This is a genomic window from Kitasatospora sp. NPDC048239 (genome assembly GCF_043202015.1).
Lineage (GTDB): Bacteria > Actinomycetota > Actinomycetes > Streptomycetales > Streptomycetaceae > Kitasatospora.
In genome coordinates, this window is the sequence record NZ_JBICZP010000002.1 from 180,146 (window position 1) to 201,354 (window position 21,209).

The 21,209-nt window shown below is 73.5% G+C and carries 17 protein-coding genes, 1 pseudogene and 1 riboswitch; of the genes and pseudogenes, 15 read left to right on the forward strand and 3 right to left on the reverse strand.

The window, feature by feature from the left end; genetic code table 11:
• Window positions 1–129: 129 nt before the first annotated feature.
• Entirely contained in the window at window positions 130–747 is a 618-nt protein-coding gene (locus ACGFZP_RS04810; RefSeq protein WP_392928608.1) for a DUF4352 domain-containing protein, read from the reverse strand.
• A gap of 227 nt (window positions 748–974) precedes the next feature.
• Here ACGFZP_RS04810 and ACGFZP_RS04815 point away from each other — a divergent pair, with 227 nt between their 5' ends.
• The 5 genes from ACGFZP_RS04815 (at window position 975) to ACGFZP_RS04835 (ending at window position 8,831) form a co-directional block, all read left to right on the forward strand.
• Window positions 975–3,191 carry an N-6 DNA methylase gene (locus ACGFZP_RS04815; protein WP_392928610.1) on the forward strand — a complete coding sequence of 739 codons (2,217 nt, stop codon included), beginning with the start codon at window positions 975–977 and terminating at the stop codon, window positions 3,189–3,191.
• An 892-nt stretch (window positions 3,192–4,083) separates the two neighbouring features.
• Entirely contained in the window at window positions 4,084–4,668 is a 585-nt protein-coding gene (locus ACGFZP_RS04820) for a hypothetical protein (RefSeq protein WP_392928612.1), read from the forward strand.
• On the forward strand, window positions 4,665–6,491 hold the full coding sequence (locus ACGFZP_RS04825) for a protein kinase (protein ID WP_392928614.1): 1,827 nt from the start codon (window positions 4,665–4,667) through the stop codon (window positions 6,489–6,491). Before ACGFZP_RS04820 ends, ACGFZP_RS04825 begins: the two co-directional genes overlap by 4 nt.
• A 188-nt stretch (window positions 6,492–6,679) precedes the next feature.
• A complete protein-coding gene (locus ACGFZP_RS04830; RefSeq protein WP_392928616.1) occupies window positions 6,680–8,098 on the forward strand; it encodes a sensor histidine kinase in 1,419 nt (472 codons plus the stop codon).
• A 7-nt stretch (window positions 8,099–8,105) separates the two neighbouring features.
• Entirely contained in the window at window positions 8,106–8,831 is a 726-nt protein-coding gene (locus tag ACGFZP_RS04835) for a response regulator (RefSeq protein ID WP_392928617.1), read from the forward strand.
• 111 nt (window positions 8,832–8,942) lie between these two features.
• Here the strand turns inward: ACGFZP_RS04835 and ACGFZP_RS04840 are convergent.
• Window positions 8,943–9,221: pseudogene (locus ACGFZP_RS04840) on the reverse strand (phosphatase PAP2 family protein); the annotation flags it as partial.
• Between ACGFZP_RS04840 and ACGFZP_RS04845 the strand changes: the two are divergent.
• From ACGFZP_RS04845 to ACGFZP_RS04855, 3 genes are all read left to right on the forward strand, one after another.
• Entirely contained in the window at window positions 9,181–9,402 is a 222-nt protein-coding gene (locus tag ACGFZP_RS04845; protein ID WP_392929694.1) for a hypothetical protein, read from the forward strand. The pseudogene ACGFZP_RS04840 and the gene ACGFZP_RS04845 overlap by 41 nt on opposite strands.
• 426 nt (window positions 9,403–9,828) lie before the next feature.
• Entirely contained in the window at window positions 9,829–10,431 is a 603-nt protein-coding gene (locus ACGFZP_RS04850; protein ID WP_392928619.1) for a hypothetical protein, read from the forward strand.
• Between the two features lie 307 nt (window positions 10,432–10,738).
• On the forward strand, window positions 10,739–11,755 hold the full coding sequence (locus tag ACGFZP_RS04855; protein WP_392928622.1) for a MazG family protein: 1,017 nt from the start codon (window positions 10,739–10,741) through the stop codon (window positions 11,753–11,755).
• A 140-nt stretch (window positions 11,756–11,895) separates the two neighbouring features.
• Here ACGFZP_RS04855 and ACGFZP_RS04860 read toward each other — a convergent pair whose 3' ends face one another.
• Window positions 11,896–12,330, reverse strand: coding sequence for an SDR family NAD(P)-dependent oxidoreductase (locus tag ACGFZP_RS04860; RefSeq protein ID WP_392928623.1), 435 nt, complete (start codon window positions 12,328–12,330; stop codon window positions 11,896–11,898).
• Between the two features lie 156 nt (window positions 12,331–12,486).
• Here ACGFZP_RS04860 and ACGFZP_RS04865 point away from each other — a divergent pair, with 156 nt between their 5' ends.
• From ACGFZP_RS04865 to ACGFZP_RS04895, 7 genes are all read left to right on the forward strand, one after another.
• Window positions 12,487–14,037, forward strand: a complete 1,551-nt coding sequence (locus ACGFZP_RS04865; RefSeq protein WP_392928625.1) for a cytochrome P450 — start codon at window positions 12,487–12,489, stop codon at window positions 14,035–14,037.
• 210 nt (window positions 14,038–14,247) lie between these two features.
• Window positions 14,248–14,419: riboswitch (cyclic di-AMP (ydaO/yuaA leader) on the forward strand.
• Window positions 14,420–14,424: 5 nt separating this feature from the next.
• Entirely contained in the window at window positions 14,425–15,333 is a 909-nt protein-coding gene (locus tag ACGFZP_RS04870; RefSeq protein WP_392928627.1) for a transglycosylase family protein, read from the forward strand.
• Between the two features lie 327 nt (window positions 15,334–15,660).
• Window positions 15,661–16,947 (forward strand): phosphopyruvate hydratase, encoded by a 1,287-nt coding sequence (eno, locus tag ACGFZP_RS04875; protein WP_387952110.1) that lies wholly within the window; start codon window positions 15,661–15,663, stop codon window positions 16,945–16,947.
• 144 nt (window positions 16,948–17,091) lie between these two features.
• A complete protein-coding gene (locus ACGFZP_RS04880) occupies window positions 17,092–17,601 on the forward strand; it encodes a septum formation initiator family protein (protein WP_392928629.1) in 510 nt (169 codons plus the stop codon).
• The gene (locus tag ACGFZP_RS04885; protein WP_392929646.1) at window positions 17,573–18,241 is read left to right on the forward strand and encodes a DUF501 domain-containing protein; all 669 of its coding nucleotides are present in this window, start codon (window positions 17,573–17,575) and stop codon (window positions 18,239–18,241) included. Before ACGFZP_RS04880 ends, ACGFZP_RS04885 begins: the two co-directional genes overlap by 29 nt.
• 2 nt (window positions 18,242–18,243) lie before the next feature.
• Window positions 18,244–19,179: an exopolyphosphatase gene (locus tag ACGFZP_RS04890; protein WP_392929649.1), complete on the forward strand. Its 936-nt coding sequence runs from the start codon at window positions 18,244–18,246 to the stop codon at window positions 19,177–19,179.
• 503 nt (window positions 19,180–19,682) lie between these two features.
• Window positions 19,683–21,056, forward strand: coding sequence for an NAD(P)/FAD-dependent oxidoreductase (locus ACGFZP_RS04895; protein ID WP_387952114.1), 1,374 nt, complete (start codon window positions 19,683–19,685; stop codon window positions 21,054–21,056).
• Window positions 21,057–21,209: the final 153 nt, after the last annotated feature.

Consider the following 21,209-nt stretch of genomic DNA (forward strand, 5'->3'; position numbering starts at 1 on the left):
TTTCGCGTGTGTGGCCGGTGCGGGTGGTGCTGGCGGTTCTGGTGGCGCCTGGTTCTGTCGGCGGTGCCTGGTGCGGGCGGTGTCTGGTGTTGCGGGCGGTGCGGGTGGCGTCGGCTGTGAACGGAGCAGTCAGCCGATCTTCCACTGGCCGACCTGGTTGGAGAAGCCGTTGTCCAGGGCGAACTGCACCTTGTCGAGCTTGGCGTCGGTCGGGATCTCGAAGGTGACGAAGCCCTTGCCCGTCTCGCCGGCGGCGATGTTGGTGGGCGTCTGGAAGGTCGGGCCGGCCTTGGTGTCGGCGAGGCTCGGCCCGTACGACTGGCCCTGGGTGTCGACCACCTTGGCGCTGCTCCACGGCATCTCGCTGTAGGCCTGCGTGCCGGTGGCCTTGATCTGGAACTGGACGGCGACGTAGCGCTTGCCGGCCTCCGGCTTGAGGTACTCGTTCGCGCTCTCGGCCGGGTCGACCACCTTCACCGTGGTGATGTCGGCGGTGAGGCCCTTGTCCATGCCCTTGAGCGCGATGGTGTCGCCCACCTTGGCCGCCGCCTTCGGGGCGTCGGCGGGCTTGCTCTCGGCGGGCTTGGCGGCGGTGGTGCCGGCCGGGCTGTCGGCGGGGGCGGTCTGCTTGGCCTCCGTGGAGACGGTGGTGCCGGCGGTCGAGTTGCAGGCGGTCGCGGTGAGCGTGACCAGCGCGGCGCCCAGCAGGAGGGCGGCGGTGCGGCGGCGGGTGGTGGTGGCGGACATGGGGTTCTCCGGTTTCTCGGGCTTGGCGCCCGGTCTCGGTTCGGCCGGTTGGTGCGGCCGTTCGGTGTGGCCGGTTGGTGCGGCCTCGATGGAGAGAATCACATCATCGACTGTGAACGATGTCAACACTGATTCGGGGAACGTCTCTGTTCACGTGTGAACGGGGGCGAGGGGTGCGCTGGCTATGCTGTGTGGTCACACCCGCCGTGCGCCGAAGGAGCCCCCCAATGCCGGACCGTTCCGAGGTGACCGCAGTGGAGATCGCCCGGCTGGCAGGGGTGGGGCGGGCCGCCGTCAGCAACTGGCGTCGCCGCCACCCGGACTTCCCGCGCCCGGTCGGCGGTACCGACAGCAGCCCGACCTTCGCGCTCACCGAGGTGGACGCCTGGCTGCGCGGGCAGGGAAAGATCGCCGAACTGCCGCTGCTGGAGCGGACCTGGCGGCTGGTCGAGACCCTGCGCGACCCCGCCGGCCACCCGGCTGCGCCGCTGCTTCAGGCCGGCGCCGTCCTCCTGCTGCTGCACCGCGAGCCGGACCGCTGGCCCGCGCTCACCGCCGAACCCGACACCCGCCTCGCCACCGCGCTGCCCCGGGCGCTGTCCGGTGTGGCGGTGCAGACCCTCGGGGCGGAGGGCGCCGCCGCGCTCCAGCTGTCCGGCCTGCTCGGCAGCACCCAGTTGGACCTGGCGCGCCTGCTCGCCGAACTGGCCGCGGGCGCCGGAGCCGCGGGCGCGTACGAGCAACTGCTCACCCGCTACGCCGAGGCCAACACCCGGCAGCTCAGCCCCACCCCGCCCGAGGCCGCCGAACTGCTCGCCGCCGTGGCCGGCGTCCCCGCCACGGTGCTCGACCCCGCCACCGGCCTCGGCGCCGTACTGCTCGCCCTCCCGTCGACCACCGGCCGCTACGGGCAGGACGCCGACCCCGTGACCAGCGCGCTCGCTCTCCTCCGGCTCGCCCTGCACGCCCCCGCCGCCGACCCCGGGCCGCTCCCGCTCGACCTGCGCGGCGGCGACTCGCTGCGCGCCGACGCCTACTCCGGTCGCACCTTCGAGGCCGTGCTCTGCCAGCCGCCGTACAACGAACGGGACTGGGGGCACGACCAGTTGCAGTTCGACCCGCGCTGGCCCGGCGGCCAGGTGCCGCCGCGCGGGGAGTCCGAACTCGCCTGGGTGCTGCACTGCCTGGCCCGGACCGGCCCCGGCGGGCTCGCCGCCCTCCTGCTGCCGCCTGCCGTCGCCGGCCGCCGGGCCGGGCGCCGGGTGCGCGCCGAACTGCTGCGCTCCGGCGCGCTGCGCGCCGTGATCGCGCTCCCGGCCGGCGCCGCGCCGCCGTACGGGGTGCCGCTGCACCTGTGGGTGCTGCGCGCGCCCCGGCCGGGGGAGGACTTCCGGCAGGTCCTGCTGCTCGACGCGTCCTCCTCGGCTGCCGTCTCGCCTGCCGGATCGTCTGCGTTGCCCGGCCCTCCCGGCTCCTCCGGCTTGACCGGCTCGTCCGGGGAGGGTGGGCGCGACCGGGTCGACTGGCCCGAACTGCGCCGGACCGTCCTGGATGCCTGGCGCGCCTTCGACCTCGCGGCGCGCGAGGGCCTGCCACTGCCGGACGACCGGCCCGGCGTGCACCGGGTGATGGCCGCGATCGACCTGCTCGACGACGAGACCGACCTCTCGCCCGCCCGCCACATCCCGCCCGCCGGCGCGGCCGGCGGAGTCGCCGAACTGGCCCACCTGAGTGGCCGGTTGACGGAGCTGCTGGCAGGTCTGGCCGCGCCCGACAGTCTGCTGCCGGAGCCGTCCGAGGCGTCCGAGGCGTCCGAGCCGCCCGCCGTGGTCCCGCCGACCGCGGCGGTGGCCCCGGTCATCACGGTGGGGGAGCTGGTCCGCAGTGGGGTGCTGGAGGTGTACTCGTCGGGCTCCGGTGCTGGCACCGGCCCGGGGGTGACCGTTCTGACGGATCAGGACCTGATCGCCGGGGGCGCGCCGAGCGGGACCCCCGACCCGGGCGGTGCCGCCGGCCCGGCGTCCGGCGTCCGGACCCGGCCCGGTGACGTGCTGGTCCCCGCGCTGGGCGGTGGCGTGGCCCGGGTCGTCCAGGTCGACGGCCCGCTCGTGGGTGCTGCGCTCGGCCGCCAACTGCACCTGCTGCGGCCCGACCTCGATGCGGTCGACCCCGAGTTCCTGGCGGGCCAGCTCCGCTCCACGGCGAGCACGCGACGGGCCGCCAGCCACGCGACCACGACCGCGCGCCTCGACATCCGCCGGGTCGAACTGCCCCGCCTCCCGATCGCCGACCAACGCCGACTCGGCGAGGCCTTCGCCCGGATCGCCACCTTCGACGCGACCCTCCAGCAGGCCGCCGCACTCGCGCACGGCCTCGCGCAGTCCCTCACCGACGGCCTCGCCACGGGGACTCTCCCCATTCCTGAGGCACACCCCGGGGCCTGAGCTCGTTCCTCCGGGCCGGATCGGTGCCGGGCCCGAGCTCGCTCCTCGGGGCCGGGCTTGGGGCGCGACCTGGTCCGACCAGGTGTAGACCGGATTCGGTCCGGAGCCTGACCGGGCGACGGGTCCACGGCAATTGGGGCCGCTCTGCCGACCTCCTCTGGGCCCCGGCCAGGCTCGCCGTGTCAGGCCGGGCCCGCCGGACGCGGGGCCGGATCCTGCCGCGTCCACCCCGCCCGCCGTTCCCGCCTGCCCCGCCCGCCCCGCCTGCCGCTGCCTGCCCTGGCCCGCCTGCCGCTTCCGCCCTGGCTGTCGTGCCCGCCGCGCGTCCGCCCCGCCCGCCCGCCGGATACCGGCAGGCGGGCGGGGCGAGCAAATATGTAGACCGGTCGACCTATCTCTTCTCTATAGACCGGTCCACATAATCCCCAGGCTGTGCCCACGCCCTGGCCGGTCGCGTGACGGCAAATATGTAGACCGGTCCAGCGGTTCCATCTATGTAGACCGGTCGACATATTCCCTTCCCGTCTCGACCGGTCTACATATTCCTTCCCGCCAGCGCCCCTCCGGGTGCCCCACCCGGACAGTCCGTCACCCGGGACGTGTTCTCAGCAGGCCGCCCTCCCGGAGAGAAGCCCTCCAGCGCGTCGGCCTCGGGCGGTACGGTGTGCTGGGTTCCTCCGTACTCCGGCAGACCACCGTTCTCACCCGCTCAGGAGCGCACATGTCAGGGCAGTACCCCGGGCAGTTCGGACCGCCGCCCGGTGGCGCGGTTCCTGGTGGCGCCTTCCCCGGCGGGATACCGAATGCGGCACAGCCGACCGCCCCGATGCCCATGGCCGGTCACCTTCCACCGCCTGGCCCCGTGCCCGCCGCCCGGCCACTGCGTCCGGGGATGGCCGCCGGCCCGTACGGCGTGCTCGGCAAGGTGCTGTGCGCCGTCACCCCGGTGGTGACGGTCGGTCTGCTCGGCATGATCCCCTCGCTGCTGCTGGCGATCCGGCGGCGGCGCTGGTTCGACATCCTGGGCGCGGTGGTGTTCGCCGGACTGTTCCTCACCTACCTGGTCGGCGCCGGGGTGGCGGGAAACGACAAGAGCGCGGTCACCGCGGACACCGCGGGCATGACGGCGATGCTGCTGATGTGGTTCGGCGCCCCGCTGCACTACCTGTTGATGGACAGCCGAACCCTCTGGAACGCCGCCCGACCGCAGCCGACCTTGCTGCCCGCAGCACCCGCGTACTACCCGCCGGCCGCCTCGCCCTACGCGCAGACCGCCCCCGCCATGCCGTACTCCCCGGCGCCCGGCTATGCCACCCCCGGCCCGACGCCCATGCCCATGCCCCACACCGCCATACCCTCCGCACCGCCCGCCGCTGCGCCTCCCGCTACGCCGCCCGCTGCAGCCCCCGCGCCCGCCGACGACCTGCGTGAGCTGGGCGAACTGCTGCGCCGTCAGGCCCGCGAAGGCCGGCAGTGACCGCCGGACCGGTCAGTGCCGCCGGCCCGAGCGGTGCCGGGCCGACCGGCTCCCGGGTGATCGGCGGCCGCTACCGCCTGGCCGAGAAGATCGGCCACGGCGGCATGGGCCAGGTCTGGGGCGGCTACGACGAGCGGCTCGACCGCCCCGTCGCCGTCAAACTGCTCCGCCCCGAGCTCCTCCTGCCCGCCGACGAGAGCCCCGAGCGCGGCAGTCGGGGCGACGAGCTGCGCCGCCGCTTCCTGCGGGAGTGCCGGATCACCGCCGCCCTGGACCACCCCGGCCTGGTCACCGTCTTCGACGCCGGGGAGGACGGCGGCGAGCTGTACCTGGTCATGCAGCGCGTCCCCGGCCTCAGCCTCGCCGACCTGATCGCCGAGGACTCGCCCCTGCCGGTCGAGCGCGCGGTCGCCGTCGCCGCCCAGCTCTGCGGCGCCCTCGCCGCCGTGCACGCCGTGCCCGTGGTCCACCGCGACCTGAAGCCCAGCAACGTGATGGTCCGTGACGACGGCCGGACCGTCCTGCTCGACCTCGGCATCGCCACCGCTCTCGACACCGATGCGACCCGCCTCACCCTCACCGGCGTCCCGATCGGCAGCCCCGCCTACATGGCGCCCGAGCAAGCCCTGGCCGCGACCGCCGATCCGCGCAGCGACCTCTACGCCCTCGGCTGTCTGCTGCACGAGATGCTCGCCGGTGAGGAGCCGTTCCGCGCGCCCACCGCCCTCGGCGTGCTGCGCCGACACGTCGACGAGCCGCCGACGCCCCTGCGCGAGCTGCGCCCCGAGGTGCCCGAGGCTCTCGAACGGCTGGTCCTGGACCTACTAGCCAAGCAGCCGGCCGAGCGCCCGGCCGACGCCCAGCAGGTCTACGGGCGGTTGCTTCCGCTGCTTCCGCCCGCCGAGGCGGCCCCGCAACCCCGGTACGGCCCGCTGCCCGATCCCGCCCGCCCGTACCGCCACCCGCACCAGCCGCAGCCCCGCCCGCTGGACCCCGCCCTCCCCGTACCGGTCCCCGCGCCCGCGCCCGCCCCGACGCCCCGGCAGCCCGTCGCCCAACCCGCGCCCGCGGCTGCGCGCGTGGAGCCGCAGCCGCTGCTGATGACGGCCGTCCCGATCGCGCCGCCGACCGCGGCCCCCACCCCCACCCCTGCCCCTGCCTCCACGCCCGTGTACGCGCCCTCCGCCCCGGATCTGGCGGCGGCCTGCGCCCGGCTCTCCGACCTGGTCGACGCCGGACGCCACGCCGAGGTGCTCGACCTCGCGGCCCGTCTGCTGCCCCGGGCCCAGGCGGAACTCGGCGACGGAGCACCGCTCGTCCGCACCATCCGGACCATCTACGCCCGCACGCTGCTCCAGGAGCGCCGCTACCGGAACGCGCTCCCCGAGTACCGGATCCTCGCGGTCACCGCCGACGGAGGCCCGCACGGGCCACAGGGACTGGAGCACCGCTACCGCGCGGCGGACTGCCTCGAACAGCTCGGCCACGGCGCGGAGGCCCTCGCCGAGTACCGGGCGCTGCTCGCCGCCCACACCGCGCGCCTAGACGCGGGGCTGGACGCCGACGCGGAGCGGGCGCTCGACCTCCGCGAGCGGATCGGTCTGCTGCTCGCGGCGGGCGGCGACGCCGAGGGCGCCTGGCAGTGGCTGCTGCAACTGCTCTTCGACCGGGAGCGCCGCGACGGTCCGCACCACCAGGCCGTGCGCCGTCTCCGGCAGAGCCTGGACCAACTGCAGCCGCACCGCACCACCAACAACCCCCAGCCGCCCGACCCCCGCGCCACCCCCTGGCCGGTCGGCAACCCCTACGCCCCCGGCTCCTGACCCGCTCGCCCAAAGGCGGCCCGCCCTGGGCACTGCCGCCAGGTGCACGGTCCGCCCTGGGCGCCCCCGCGCTGCGCACCACTGGCCGCGCACAGGAAGTCGGACCCGCCGACTTCCTGTGCGGCGCGGGGCATGACTTTCGGCAGATCCGTCCGCTCCCGTCCCTCCGTACTGTCGTGCCTGTGCGAATGAGTAGACGGCAGTGGGCCGACGGCGGGCTGTTGGCGGTGGCGGCGGTTGCGATCGGGTTGTGCCTGGTCGACATCTGGTGGGTGCTGGCCGCGATCGCGGCGGCGTTCCTGGCCGGCCGACGGATGGAGCGGGCCCGGCCGGCGCTGGTGGTGCTGACCGGGATGGTCGTCGGGGGTGTAGCGGCGGCGGTGCTGATACCCGAGTGGATGGCGCCGGGGACGTCGTTCGTGTCCCTGGCAGTCTGCGCCGGGATGGGGCCCTGGATGGTGGGCCGGTTCTGGCGGCAGTCGCAGGAGCTGGTGCGGGCCGGCTGGGAACGGGCCGAGCGGCTGGAGCGCGAACAGCAACTGGTGGCGGAGCAGGCCCGGCTGCGCGAGCGGGCCAGAATCGCGCAGGACATGCACGACGCCCTCGGCCACGACCTCAGCCTGATCGCCCTGCGGGCCGGTGCGCTGAAGCTGGCGCCCGACCTGGCGCCACCGCATCGGGAGGCGGCGCGGGAGATCCGGGCGGGTGTGGCGGCGGCCGTGGAGCGTCTGGGCGAGGTGATCGGAATCCTGCGGGACGAGCGGGACGAGGCGGCGGCCCGTCCGGCCGACACCGGCGTCCCCCAGCTTGTCGGGGAGGCGGTCGCGGCCGGTCTGGACGTCCGGCTGACCGTCACCGGGGAGCCGGACGGCCTGCCGCGCGCGGCCGAACACGCCGCGTTCCGGGTGGTCCAGGAGGCGCTGACCAACGCGGCCAAGCACGCTCCGCGGGCACCCGTCACGGTGGAACTCGCCTACACGTCGGACGGCGCCCGCATCCGAGTGGCCAACGGCCCGTCACCGACCGGCCCGTCACCGACCGGGCCGGCGGCTCCGCAGGGCGCAGGCGGCCGAGGACTGATCGGCCTGGCCGAGCGCGTCAGACTGGCGGGCGGCACCTTCAACCAGGGGGTCCGCGCCGACGGCGGCGGTTTCGAGGTCTCCGCGCAACTCCCGGGCGCCGGCGCCGGCGCCGAACCGGCGCCCGGGCCCACCACCGTGTCCCCGGCCCGTGAACTGCACCGCACCCGCCACCGGGTGGGCCGGATGATGGCCGCGGTCGTCCTGGTGCCGCTGGCCACCGCGTTGGTGCTGACCGCCGTCCTTCGCGGATGGACGATCTACACCACCGGCCGCGCCGTACTGGACCCGGCGGACTACGCCTCGCTGCGGGTCGGCCAGGACCGGGCCACAGTGCAGCGATTCCTGCCGGAGCGTCAGTATCCGTACCATTCGTCGGAGAAGAGCCCGCCGCCCCGGGGAGAAGGAGTGACGTGCGAGTACTACGCGATCACGGCCGAACCGTTCAACAACGACCGCTCCGGGGATGCCTATCGGCTCTGCTTCCAGGGGGATGTGCTGATCTCCGTGGACGCGCTGATCTCGTGACCGCCGGATGAGCGGCCAGGAGCGGGCCGAGGGCGCGGCACGGATCCGCGTGGTGATCGCCGACGACGAGCCGATGGTGCGGGCCGGCGTGCGCGCGGTGCTCGCCACCGACCCCGGCATCGAGATCGTCGCGGAGGCCGGGGACGGTCGCGCGGCCGTCGACCTGGTCCTGCGCCACCGGCCGGACGTCGTCGTGCTGGACATCAGGATGCCCGGTACCGACGGCATCACCGCGGCCGCCGAGATCCGCCGGGCCGGCGCCGCCGCCGGGATCGTCATGCTGACCACCTTCGGCGAGGACGACTACATCCTGCGGGCACTCGGTGGCGGCGCCAACGGGTTCCTGATCAAATCCGGCGAACCCGAGGAGCTGATCGCCGGGGTGCGGGCGGTCGCGGACGGAGCCGCCTACCTGTCACCCAAGGTGGCCGCCCGGGTGGTCGCCCACCTGGCCGCCGGCGGGGCGGGCGGGTCGGCCGACCGCCGGACCGCCGCCCGGGATCAGGTGGCCGCGCTGACCCCCCGGGAACGCGACGTGCTGGCGCTGGTCGCCGCCGGGTTGTCCAACGGCCAGATCGCCCGCCGGATCGGCGTGGTGGAGGGCACCGTGAAGGCCCATGTGAGCTCCGTCCTGGCCCGGCTCGGGGTGGCCAACCGGGCGGCCGCCGCCGTCCTCGCGCACGAGGCCGGCCTGACCGTCGGCGGCACCTGCGCGGGCGGGCCGCGCGACTGACGGGGCCGACAGCAGCGCGCCGAGCACCGGCACGCCGCTCAGCGTCCCCACCAGCCCGGCGCCCAGTGGGAGCAAGGCGATGAGCACGGCCGCCGTGACGGTGGCGCCGAGCACGGCCCCGGCCAGCACGTCGTGCGGGTAGTGCACCCCCGCTGCCACCCGCAGGGCGGCCGTGGCGCCGCCCACCGGGAGGACCAGCAGCGCCCAGCGCGGCCGCAGCAGGACCAGGCCGGTGGCCAGGGCCGCGGCGAGGGTGGCGTGGTTGCTGGGGAACGACCAGTCGCCGGGTGGCGGGCACTCGGCGGCGGCGAGGACACCGGACAGCGCGCGGCAGGGGCGTTCCTCGTCGATGACGAGCTTCAGCACCTCGCTCGCCCCGTACGCGAGCACCGTGCCGAGACCGGCCAGCAGGGCGCCCGCGACCAGGCGGACCGAGCGCCGGCCCCGGGCGGTCCACCAGCAGAGTGCCAGCAGGAGGCCCAGCACCAGCAGTCCGGCCTCGGTGGCGGGCTCCAACAGCGAGCCCAACCAGTGCGGCGCGTCGGATACGCCCTCGACCACCCGCCGGTAGCCCTCGGCGGACACCCCGCCGAGCACCCGCGCCGGGGCATCCTCGGCACCGTCGGGTGGTCGTGCGGGGGCCAGCCACCCGACCACCCCGGTACCCGCCCCGAGCAGCGCCACCGCCACCGCCGACCGCGCGCCGACGCCGAGGCCGCCCTGCCGCCGTCTGTCTGTTGTCCTGCCCCTGTTCGTCATGGTCAGGACCGTAGGAGCGGGCGGGCGCGGCGACCCGACCCGAAAGACAGGCCGGGACCTGGACGATCGTCAGGGTTGACGGCCACCCGGGCGGTCACCCAGACGGTCACCCGGACGGCCGCCGTGTGCCGCCGCCGCGGATGACCCGTTCGGGCCACGGTCCGCGCGTCGGGTGCCCGGCCGCCCTACTCTCGGGTGAGCGCCCGGCCGGGGGCCGCCGTCACCCGGGAGACCAGTCATGCACCGTCGGACCGCCGTCGTCGGCGTCCTGCTCGCCGCCTCGGCCTTGACCGCGTGCGGGGGAGGCGGACTGACCGCCGGAACGGCGGCGGTGCTGGACGGTCGGCGGATCTCGATCGGGGCGGTCGAGGCCAGGGTGGCGCAGCTGCGGGACGGGACGGGCGGAGCCTCGACGGACGCCCGCGAGCGGGCGGATGCGCCGGCGCGGCAGGCCGTGACGGACCTGGTGCTCGACGCGGTGGTGGCGCGCGCACTGTCCGACCGGCGGCTGACCGTCACCGGCGCCGAGGTCGCGGCCGCCCGGGCGGCGGAGCAGGAGAGGTTCGGCGGCGCCGGACAGCTCGGCCGCGTGCTGGCCGGGGAAGGCGTGCCGGAGGGGGCGATCAACGCCTACTACCGCCGACAGCTGGGCCTCCGCCGCCTTGCCGCGGAGGCCGGCCAGGACGCCACCACCCTGGCGGGTGACGCGGTCGTCCGCCGGGCCCTGGCCGACGCGGCCATCGCCCTGCATCTGCGCGTCAACCCCCGCTACGGCATCTGGGACCCGGAGCACGTCGCCTTGCTCCCGGACAACCCGCCCTGGCTGACTCCGCAGGGCTGACCACCGCCCGGGCGAGAAAATATCTCGACTGGTCTACAGAATCTGAGAAGGCGGGAAGAATCTGTAGACCGGTCTATAGATGCTGGAATCAGCAGACCGGTCTACAGAGGACAAAGTCGGTAGACCGGTCTACATATTTTGAGCTCAGCCGCCCGCCCACTGCCGTCGCCGCCGCCCGGCACTGTCGCCACTGCCCGTACTGCCGCGCCACCCCCCACCCGCCTCGCCCCCACCGCAGCCTGCCGCGCGCGGCAGGACCGCCGAAACCCCCGCGCAGGGCGCCGCCCCGGCCGGGTAGGTTCGGAGCGTGACGAATCTTCCGGGCGCGAAGTTGATCCTGCTCACCACCACCCACCGGGTGGCTCCCGGGCTGCTGGCGTGGCCCGCCTGGGAGGCGTTGCGTACGGCCGGCCGGGTGCTGGCGGGGGACGCCGAGCACCCCCAGCTGGCGGCGGTGCGGCAGGCCGGGGTCGAGGTGGAGGTCGTGGCGCCCGGTTCCGCGCCGGCCCTCGCCCGGCTGTTGACCGGAGGGTCCCCGGAGGCCGGTCCCGTGGTCTGGCTGGGCAGTCCGGACGGCGACCCCGGGCTCACCGACGCACTCGCGCGCCTCGCGGTCGAGCACGCGGGCGAGGTGCCGGAGATCGAGGTGCTGCCCGGTTCGTACGACCTGCCCGGCGCGCGGCTGCTCGACCTGGCCTCCGTCATGGACCGGCTGCGCTCGCCCGGCGGCTGCCCCTGGGACGCCGAGCAGACCCACGGCAGCCTGGTGAAGTACCTGGTCGAGGAGGCCTACGAGCTGGTCGAGGCGATCGAGGAGGGGGATCGCGACACCCTTCGCGAGGAGCTGGGGGACGTCCTGCTCCAGGTCTTCTTCCACGCCCGGATCGCCGAGGAGCACCCCACCGACCCCTTCTCCGTTGACGACGTGGCCGGCGACATCGTGGAGAAGCTGATGTACCGCCACCCGCACGTGTTCGGCGACGTCGAGGCGGAGGGCGCCGCCGAGGTGGAGGCGAACTGGGAGCAGCTGAAGGCCGCCGAGAAGTCGGATCGCGAGTCGGTGCTGGACGGGGTCCCGGCCGGGCTCCCGTCGCTGGCGTACGCGGCGAAGCTGGTCTCGCGGGTACGCCGGTCAGGCTTCACGGGCGTACCGGACGAGGAGTACGTGCTGCCTGCCGCGCTCACCGCGGAGTCGGCGGGCAGGCTGCTGCTCGCGGTGGCGCAGCGGGCGCACGACGCCGATGTGGACGTGGACGCCGCACTGCGCGCAGCCGCCCGCGGCTACCGGGACGCGGTCCGGGCGGCCGAGGGCCTCAAGCCCTGAGGACACGTCCTGGAGACACGTCCTGAGGACACGCCGTGAGGACACGCGGTGAGGGCACACAGTGACGACACGCCGTGAGGGCGCGGCCCGAGGAAACACCTCGGGCCGCGCCCTCACGGCGTACCGGACACGGACAGGTCCTAGACGGCGGCCCGGTCCTCGACCGACCGGCGCTGCCGCGGCACGACCTGGCCGATGACCTCTCCGATCGCCTCGCCGACCAGGGCGACCAGCTCGACGAGGCGCTCCAGGTCGAGGTGGGCGGGCAGCTCGGCGAGCGAGATGATCCGCTCGCCGTCGGGCCCGGCCACGCAGAACAGGTCGATCGGGCCGAGGTGCTTCTCGGCGGTGTCGACCAGGGCCGCGACGTCGCTCGGGCGCCGGATGTCGGCGGACACGCCGACGACCGGGCAGCCCGGCCGATCGAGCTCCGCGGCGAGGTCCTCCGCGATGCCGACCCGCTGGTCGGCGATGAGTGCCCCGGCGGCGCCGGCGGCGGTGAAGCGGCGGGCGAGGTCGGCACCCGACCCGCCTTCCAGTACGGCGATGATTACGACCGCCCCGGTTACCCGCATGCTGGGCTCCTCCCTGGTGGGCGACTCCGCACCGGCGCCCACGATTTCCGTCGGAGGATCGTAGGCAGGTCCTGACCCTCCGCAACAGGGATTACCCCTCAGGTGACCAGGCTCACGCCTCACGGTCGACGATCATCCACCGGATACGGTCGTCGCATGCCAGTTCAGCCCGATTCCGACCAGCCGAGCGGGGGCCGACCGAGCCAGGCCCAGCCGAGCCCGTCGACCCCTGCCTCCCCGGCCCCTGCCTCCCCGGCCCCCACCTGCCCGGTCGCCGCCTACCCCGCCTCGGAGACCCCCGCCTCGGAGACCCCCACCTCCGAGACCCCCGCGCCGGAGGCCCCGACCTCCGCAGCCTCCACTCCCGAGGCCGACACCCCCGGACCCCCCGCCGAAACCCCCCGCCCCCCACTCTTCACGTGGGAGTTCGCCGCCGACCCCTACCCGGCGTACGCCTGGCTGCGCGAGCACGCGCCGGTACACCGCACCACCCTGCCGAGCGGGGTGGACGCCTGGCTGGTGACCAGGTACACCGACGCCAGGCAGGCGCTCGCCGACAGCAGGCTCTCCAAGAACCCCGCCCACCACAGCGGGCAGGCGCACCGCACCGGACGGGTCGGCATCCCGGGCGAACGCCAGGCCGACCTGATGACCCACCTGCTGAACATCGACCCGCCGGACCACACCCGGCTGCGCCGCCTGGTGTCGAAGGCGTTCACGCCGCGCCGGATCGCCGCGTTCGAGCCCCGGGTGCAGCAGCTCACCGACCGGCTGATCGACGGCTTCGCGCAGCGCGGCTCGGCGGATCTGATCCACGAGTTCGCCTTCCCGCTGCCGATCTACGCGATCTGCGACCTGCTCGGTGTGCCGCCCGAGGACCAGGACGACTTCCGGGACTGGGCCGGGATGATGATCCGCCACGGCGGAGGCCCGCGCGGCGGCGTGGCGCGCGCGGTCAAGCGGATGCGGGCGTACCTGGCGGACCTGATCCACCGCAAGCGGGCGGACCTCGGCGACGACCTGATCTCCGGCCTGATCCGCGCCAGCGACCACGGTGAGCACCTGACCGAGAACGAGGCCGCGGCGATGTGCTTCGTACTCTTGTTCGCCGGCTTCGAGACGACCATCAACCTCATCGGTAATGGCATGTACGCGCTGTTCCGCAACCCGGACCAGCGGGCACTGCTCCAGGGGTCGATCGCCCGCGGCGAGACCGGCCTGCTGGACACCGGCATCGAGGAACTCCTGCGCTACGACGGGCCGGTGGAGCTGGCGACCTGGCGGTTCGCGACCAGTCCGCTGACCATCGGCGGGGTGGAGATCCCGGTCGGCGACCCGGTGCTGGTGGTGCTCGCGGCGGCGGACCGGGACCCGGCGCGGTTCGCCGCCGAGAACACCCTCGACCTGGCCCGCGCCGACAACCCGCACCTCGGTTTCGGCCATGGCATCCACTACTGCATCGGCGCTCCGCTGGCCCGGCTGGAGGGCCGCGCCGCGCTGTCCACCCTGTTCACCCGGCTGCCCGATCTGAGGCTCGCCGAGACTCCGGAGAACCTGCGCTGGCGGGGCGGTCTGATCATGCGCGGGCTTCGCGAACTGCCGGTGGAATTCACGCCGGAGATCCCGGTCGGCACATCGGCTGACGTGCAGTCCGAGGGCCCGCCGGAGGACCCGTCCGGCGACCCCTCCGAGACCTCGACGCGCTGACGGGACGTCGCCGCTACCCCGGTATGGCCGATCTGAACCGCCATCAATCCGGACATATCTGCTCCGTTGGTAGGCGATCGGCCACGCGCCGTAATTTCTATGTGATACCGGCGATATGAGCTTGTGATTGATGTGAGGATCTGTCTACTCTCCCTGAAGTTCGCAGCTGCGGACCTCGTGTGCGGAACGCCGAATCCTGCCCGCCGCTTCACGGGAAACCGACCAGACCCTTGGGCAGGGGCGGGGGACCCAGGTTTAGTGCCGTTCCCCACGGCTTGGGGTGAAGCCGCCCGCGCGGGCTGACAGCCTTCCGCGCGACGCGGCCGGGCCACCTCCCGGTCCGAACCCGACAGCTCACCTCGCAGGCGTGCGGAGAGGGACACCTTCATGCTGTTCGTTGGAACCGGCCGTCACCGTCGTCGCACCCAGACCGAGAAGGCCATCGCCGTCGCAGGCGTGGCAGGCGTCGGACTCGCACTGCCGCTCCTCTCCGCCACCGGCGCCTCGGCGGCCCCCGTCTCCACCTGGGACGCGGTCGCACAGTGCGAGAGCGGTGGCAACTGGAGCATCAACACCGGCAACGGCTTCTACGGCGGTCTGCAGTTCACCCCGAGCACCTGGAAGGCGTACGGCGGCGGCTCCTACGCCCCGCAGGCCAACCAGGCCAGCAAGGCCCAGCAGATCTCCGTGGCCGAGAAGGTCCTCGCCTCGCAGGGCCCGGGCGCCTGGCCCGTCTGCTCGCAGAAGGCCGGGCTGAGCAAGGGCGGCGCGCCGGCCTCCGTCGACACCTCGACGGACGCCAAGCCCGCCGCCCCGAAGCCGGCTCAGAAGCCCGCCGCCCAGCAGCCGGTGGCCCCCAAGCCGGTCCAGAAGCCGGCGGCCCAGAAGCCCGCCGCGCAGCAGCCCGTGCAGCAGTACACCCAGACCCCCGGCTTCTCCGGCCAGTCCGGCTGGGACGCCGACGCCAAGGTGTTCTGGTACCAGAACAACGGCGCCTGGTACTGGACCAGCCACCAGAGCGTCTACCAGCAGTACGCCGGCCAGGCCGGGTACCAGGGCGCGAGCCAGGACACCCGCCCGGCCGCCGCCCCGGCCGCTCCGGCTGCTCCCGCCGCCCAGGCCGCCGCGCCGAGGAGCGGTCACGGCTACACCGTCCAGTCCGGCGACACGCTGTCCACCATCGCCGCCGGCCAGAACCTCTCCGGCGGCTGGCAGGCGCTGTACGACGGCAACCGGGGCACCGTCGGCGGCGACCCGGACCTGATCGTCCCCGGCCAGGTGCTCACCCTCGGCTGACCGCCGCACCCCGGCCGCCCGCACCCGCCGCAACCACGGCGCCCACGGCAGCCAGGAGCGCGGCACCCCGCGAGCTCCGCAGCCGCGACCACCGACGCGGTGTCACGAAGGGGGCCGGTTCGGCCCCCTTCGTCCGCCTCTGGGTACATCCCATCGGTCAACCAGGTGAACTACCGGTGGGTAGCCAGGCCACACGCTGAGACGGGACCGAGGCCGACGTGGCCCTGGGAGCCCGTGCGGTTAGGCTCTGGTTCGTAACGACTCCGCAATCGTCCCGCCGACATCACCACCGTCAGCGGGACCCCTGCTTCCGCTAGGAGATGCCTCGTGCCGTCCATCGATGTCGTCGTAGCCCGTGAGATTCTCGACTCGCGTGGCAACCCCACGGTCGAGGTCGAGGTCGGCCTCGACGACGGCAGCACCGGCCGTGCCGCTGTCCCGTCGGGTGCCTCCACCGGGGCCTTCGAGGCCCTGGAGCTTCGCGACGGTGACAAGAACCGCTACTTCGGCAAGGGCGTGGAGAAGGCCGTCCTGGCCGTCATCGAGCAGATCGGCCCGGAGCTGGTGGGCTACGACGCCACCGAGCAGCGCCTGATCGACCAGGCCATGCTCGACCTGGACGCCACCCCGGACAAGTCCTCGCTCGGCGCCAACGCCATCCTGGGCGTCTCGCTGGCCGTCGCGCACGCCGCCTCCGAGGCCAGCGACCTGCCGCTGTTCCGCTACCTGGGCGGCCCGAACGCGCACGTCCTGCCCGTCCCGATGATGAACATCCTCAACGGCGGCTCGCACGCGGACTCCAACGTCGACATCCAGGAGTTCATGATCGCTCCGATCGGCGCGGAGTCCTTCTCCGAGGCCGTCCGCTGGGGCGTCGAGGTCTACCACACGCTCAAGGGCGTGCTGAAGGAGCGCGGCCTGTCCACCGGCCTCGGCGACGAGGGCGGCTTCGCGCCGAACCTGGACAGCAACCGCGAGGCCCTGGACCTCATCACCGAGGCCATCAAGAAGGCCGGCTACGTGCCCGGCAAGGACATCGCGCTGGCCCTGGACGTCGCCGCCTCCGAGTTCTACAAGGACGGCGCCTACCAGTTCGAGGGCAAGGCGATCTCCGCCGCCGAGCTCATCGAGTACTACGCCGAGCTGGTCGCCGCGTACCCGCTGGTCTCCATCGAGGACCCGCTGGACGAGTCGGACTGGGACGGCTGGAAGGCCATGACCGTCAAGCTGGGCGACAAGGTCCAGCTGGTCGGCGACGACCTGTTCGTCACCAACCCGGCCCGCCTGGCCAAGGGCATCGAGACCGGCACCGCCAACGCGCTGCTGGTGAAGGTGAACCAGATCGGCTCGCTGACCGAGACCCTGGACGCCGTCGAGCTGGCCCAGCGCAACGGCTACCGCTGCATGATGTCGCACCGCTCCGGCGAGACCGAGGACGTCACCATCGCCGACCTGGCCGTCGCGACCAACTGCGGTCAGATCAAGACCGGCGCCCCGGCCCGCTCCGAGCGCGTCGCCAAGTACAACCAGCTGCTGCGCATCGAGGAGATCCTCGACGACGCCGCCGAGTACGCCGGCCGCGGCGCCTTCCCGCGGTTCAAGCACGAGGGCTGAGCACGACGGCCGAGCCCGGGGGCCGAGCCCGTCCGGTAGCGCACGCCTGACCGGTGCCCCGCCGTTCACCCCGTAGGGTGGGCGGCGGGGCACCGTCGCGACCAGGAGGGGATACGGGAGATGGCAGGCTGGAGGATCCCGGGCTTGGCGGCCCGGCCTCGCTTCACGAGCCGGGCGACCGTCCTCGTCCTGGTGCTCTGCTCGCTGGTGGCGATCCTGGCCTATCCGACGCGGCAGTTCATCTCCCAGCGTTCCGAGATCTCCGCCCAGCGGGCGAAGGCCGAGCACGCCAGGCAGCAGGTCGAGCAGCTGCGCCGGGACAAGGCCCGCTGGCAGGACCCGGAGTACGTCAAGGCGCAGGCCCGCGCCCGGCTGCACTACGCGATGCCGGGGGAGACCCCGTACATCTCGGTGCCCCCGGCCGGCCAGGGTGCCGTCGGCTCCTCCGCGCCAGCCGGACCGCCCCCCGCCAACCCCTCCGCACCCGGTTCGTCCGGTCCGTCCGGCTCGACCGGGCCGGTGAAGGCCGCCAAGCCCTGGTACGCGAGCGTCTGGGACTCGGTGGATGCCGCCGATACCGCCGCCCTCGCCCCGCCCGCCCCAACAGTCCCCGCCCCCGCCTCCGCTGGAGACAGCTCCCCCCATGACCACTGAGAACCACCCCAACGTCTCCGACACCGACGTCGCGGCCATCGCCGCGCAGCTCGGCCGTGTCCCGCGCGGCCTGCGCGGGGTGGCGCACCGCTGCCCCTGCGGCAACCCGGACGTCGTGGAGACGGCCCCCCGGCTCGCGGACGGTACGCCGTTCCCGACCCTGTACTACCTGACCTGCCCCAAGGCCGCCTCGCTGATCGGCACCCTGGAGGCGGACGGCGTGATGAAGGAGCAGACCGCCCGGCTCGCCGAGGACCCGGAGCTGGCCGCCGCCTACCAGAAGGCGCACGAGGACTACATCGCCCGGCGCGACGCCATCGAGGTGCTGGAGGGCTTCCCGAGCGCCGGCGGCATGCCGGACCGGGTGAAGTGCCTGCACGTGCTGGTCGGCCACTCGCTGGCGGCCGGCGAGGGCGTCAACCCGCTCGGCGACGAGGCGATCGGCATGCTGGAGGACTGGTGGGCCAAGGGCCCGTGTGTCTCCGCCGCCGAGGTCGAGGCCGCCGGTGAGCGGGTGGCGCGCAACCGCGCCAAGGCGCAGGACCACGAGGCGGTCATCGCGGCCAAGCAGCAGAAGGCCGCCGAGCGCGCGGCAAAGAAGGCCGCCGCGGCCGAGGGCGCCGAGGAGGCCGGCGAATGAGCATGACCCGGGTCGCCGCGATCGACTGCGGCACCAACTCGATCCGGCTGCTGGTCGCCGACCTGGACCCGGAGACCGGGGAGATCACCGACCTCGACCGCCGGATGGTCATCAACCGGCTCGGCCAGGGCGTGGACCGGACCGGTCGGCTGCACCCGGACGCGCTGGCCCGCACCTTCGCGGCCTGCCGTGAGTACGCCGAGGTGATCGCCGCCCACGGGGTCGGCCCGGACCGGATCCGCTTCGTCGCCACCAGCGCCTCCCGGGACGCCGAGAACAGCGAGGAGTACGCCCAGGGCGTGCACGACGTCCTCGGTGTCCGCCCCGAGGTGGTCAGCGGCGAGGAGGAGGCGCACCTCTCCTTCGTCGGGGCGACCAAGGAGCTCACCGGCGGTCAGTTCCCGGCGCCCTATCTCGTCTTCGACCTCGGCGGCGGCTCCACCGAGTTCGTACTCGGGGCGCAGGACGTCCAGGCGGCCCGCTCGGTGGACATCGGCTGCGTCCGGCTGACCGAGCGCCACTTCGGCGGCGCCGAGCTGCCGACGCCGGAGCAGGTCGAGGAGGCCCGGGCGCACGTCCGGGCCGAGCTGGACAAGGCCGAGCAGGCCGTCCCGCTGACCGGTGCGGCCACCCTGGTGGGTCTCGCCGGGACGGTCACCACGGTCTCCGCGATCGCCCAGGACCTGCCCGCGTACGACAGCGAGGCGATCCACCACTCGCGGATCAGCCGGGAGCGGGTGGCCGCGATCGCCGCCGACCTGCTCGGCTCCACCCACGCCCAGCGGGCGGCCATCCCGTCGATGCACCCGGGCCGGGTGGACGTGATCGCGGCCGGTGCGCTGGAGCTGCTGGAGATCATGGAGCGGACGGGCGCCGCCGAGCTGGTGGTCAGCGAGCACGACATCCTCGACGGCATCGCCTGGAGCATCGCCTCCTGAGCAGCGGACCGGCCGGGCCGCCCCCCGGGGGCCTCCCGGCCGGTACGGCGGAGTGCGGCCGGTACGGTCTCCAGACCGTGTGCGGGCCTTACGTTTTCGGCCCCGGAGCCCCGTTCAGGGGCCCGGGGCCGCGCCGCGCCCGGGGCTCCGCGGGAAAGTTCGTGAATTTCTTCACATGGCGATCGGGCCATTCGTTGCACCCGATGGTCCGCTACGTCCGAAATGTGGGACCGAAGGCCTGCTCGGCGCGCCGACCGCTGGATCGCAGGTGGCACCCCCCTGCAGGTTTGAAAATCGAAATCACATGCGGGAACCCAGGCCTGGTACGGATCGTTGCTGCTCAGCCGGGTCATTCCCGCCCGGGTGCCCGCCGGACGCCCCTTCGGTCGGAGGTCCGGCACCCGGCACCCTGAAAAGGGGCCGCGAAGTGTAGCACAGGGTGTCCAGGAGCTTGTGACCGGGCTCACGAAGGCTGCTCCGGGCGGTGCTGGATACTTTCGGATATGAGCACCACGGAGCGTCCTCGCATCCTCATTGTCGGCGGTGGTTACGTCGGCCTGTATGCCGCGATGCGCATCCTCAAGAAGATGCGCTACGGGGAGGCGACCGTCACGGTCGTCGACCCGCGGTCGTACATGACGTACCTGCCCTTCCTCCCCGAGGCGGCCGGCGGCAACGTCGCGCCTCGCAACCTCGTCGCCCCGCTGCGCAGCGCCCTGAAGAAGGCGGAGGTGCTCACCGGTGCTGTCACCGGTGTGGACCACGCCCGCAAGGTCGCCACGATCCAGCCGGCGGCAGGCGACTCGTACGAGCTGCCCTTCGAGTACCTGGTCGTCGCGACCGGCTCGGTCTCCCGCACCTTCCCGATCCCGGGTCTGGCGGAGCACGGCATCGGCATGAAGACGGTTGAAGAGGCCATCAGCCTCCGCAACCACGTCATGGCGCAGCTGGACAAGGCCGAGTCCACCACCGACGAGGCGGTCCGCCGCAAGGCGCTGACCTTCGTCGTCGTCGGCGGCGGCTTCGCCGGCGTCGAGACGATCGCCGAGATCGAGGACATGGCGCGCGACGCCGCCAAGATCTACCGGACCGTCAGCCGCGACGACATGCGCTTCATCCTGGTGGAGGCGGCCAACCGCATCCTCCCGGAGATGGGCCCGGACCTCGGTCTGTGGACCAAGGAGAAGCTCGAAGAGCGCAACATCGAGATCTACATCGAGACCTCGATGGACTCCTGCGTCGACCAGCACGTCGTGCTGAAGAACGGCGTCGAGGCGGACGCCTCCACCATCGTGTGGACGGCGGGCGTGAAGCCGAACCCGGTGCTGGCCAACTTCGGCCTGCCGCTGGGCCCGCGCGGCCACGTCGACACCGCGCCGACCCTGCAGGTCCAGGGCTTCGACTACGTCTGGTCCGCCGGTGACAACGCGCAGGTCCCGGACCTCGCCGCCGGTGAGGGCGCCTGGTGCCCGCCGAACGCGCAGCACGCCGTCCGTCAGGCCGCCGTCCTCGGCGACAACGTGATCTCCGGCATGCGCGGCTTCCCGCAGCAGGAGTACAAGCACAAGAACCTGGGTGCGGTTGCCGGTCTCGGTCTGCACAAGGGTGTGGCGATCCTCTTCGGCAAGTACAAGCTGAAGGGCCGTCCGGCCTGGTGGTTCCACCGCCTGTACCACGGCGCCATGGTCCCGACCATGAACCGCAAGGTCCGCGTGTTCACCGACTGGACCCTGGCCGTGTTCCTGAAGCGCGAGGCCGTCGGCCTGGCCCAGATGGAGAAGCCGTTCGAGGCGTTCCAGGAGGCTGCGGCGCCCGCGCCGAAGCCCGTCGAGGCCGCCAAGCCGGCCGCCGACAAGGAACTCGCCACCAGCAAGTAAGCGACTGAGATCCCGGTGTGGGAGCACCGGGAAATGAGTCGGAGGCCCTCCGCCCGGCAGCGTCGCCGGACCACGACCTCCGTGGTGCTCAGCCGGCCGTGCGACCGGGCGGAGTACAGAAGTACGGGAAGTCCCCCACCGAACCCTCCGGTG

Bases quoted from the DNA above. Each gene is read 5' to 3' on its own strand.
- ACGFZP_RS04810 (WP_392928608.1), bottom strand. From the start codon at position 747: ATGTCCGCCACCACCACCCGCCGCCGCACCGCCGCCCTCCTGCTGGGC.
- ACGFZP_RS04815 (WP_392928610.1), top strand. From the start codon at position 975: ATGCCGGACCGTTCCGAGGTGACCGCAGTGGAGATCGCCCGGCTGGCA.
- ACGFZP_RS04820 (WP_392928612.1), top strand. From the start codon at position 4,084: ATGGCCGCCGGCCCGTACGGCGTGCTCGGCAAGGTGCTGTGCGCCGTC.
- ACGFZP_RS04830 (WP_392928616.1), top strand. From the start codon at position 6,680: ATGAGTAGACGGCAGTGGGCCGACGGCGGGCTGTTGGCGGTGGCGGCG.
- ACGFZP_RS04835 (WP_392928617.1), top strand. From the start codon at position 8,106: ATGAGCGGCCAGGAGCGGGCCGAGGGCGCGGCACGGATCCGCGTGGTG.
- ACGFZP_RS04845 (WP_392929694.1), top strand. From the start codon at position 9,181: ATGACGAGCTTCAGCACCTCGCTCGCCCCGTACGCGAGCACCGTGCCG.
- ACGFZP_RS04850 (WP_392928619.1), top strand. From the start codon at position 9,829: ATGCACCGTCGGACCGCCGTCGTCGGCGTCCTGCTCGCCGCCTCGGCC.
- ACGFZP_RS04860 (WP_392928623.1), bottom strand. From the start codon at position 12,330: ATGCGGGTAACCGGGGCGGTCGTAATCATCGCCGTACTGGAAGGCGGG.
- ACGFZP_RS04865 (WP_392928625.1), top strand. From the start codon at position 12,487: ATGCCAGTTCAGCCCGATTCCGACCAGCCGAGCGGGGGCCGACCGAGC.
- ACGFZP_RS04870 (WP_392928627.1), top strand. From the start codon at position 14,425: ATGCTGTTCGTTGGAACCGGCCGTCACCGTCGTCGCACCCAGACCGAG.
- ACGFZP_RS04890 (WP_392929649.1), top strand. From the start codon at position 18,244: ATGACCCGGGTCGCCGCGATCGACTGCGGCACCAACTCGATCCGGCTG.
- ACGFZP_RS04895 (WP_387952114.1), top strand. From the start codon at position 19,683: ATGAGCACCACGGAGCGTCCTCGCATCCTCATTGTCGGCGGTGGTTAC.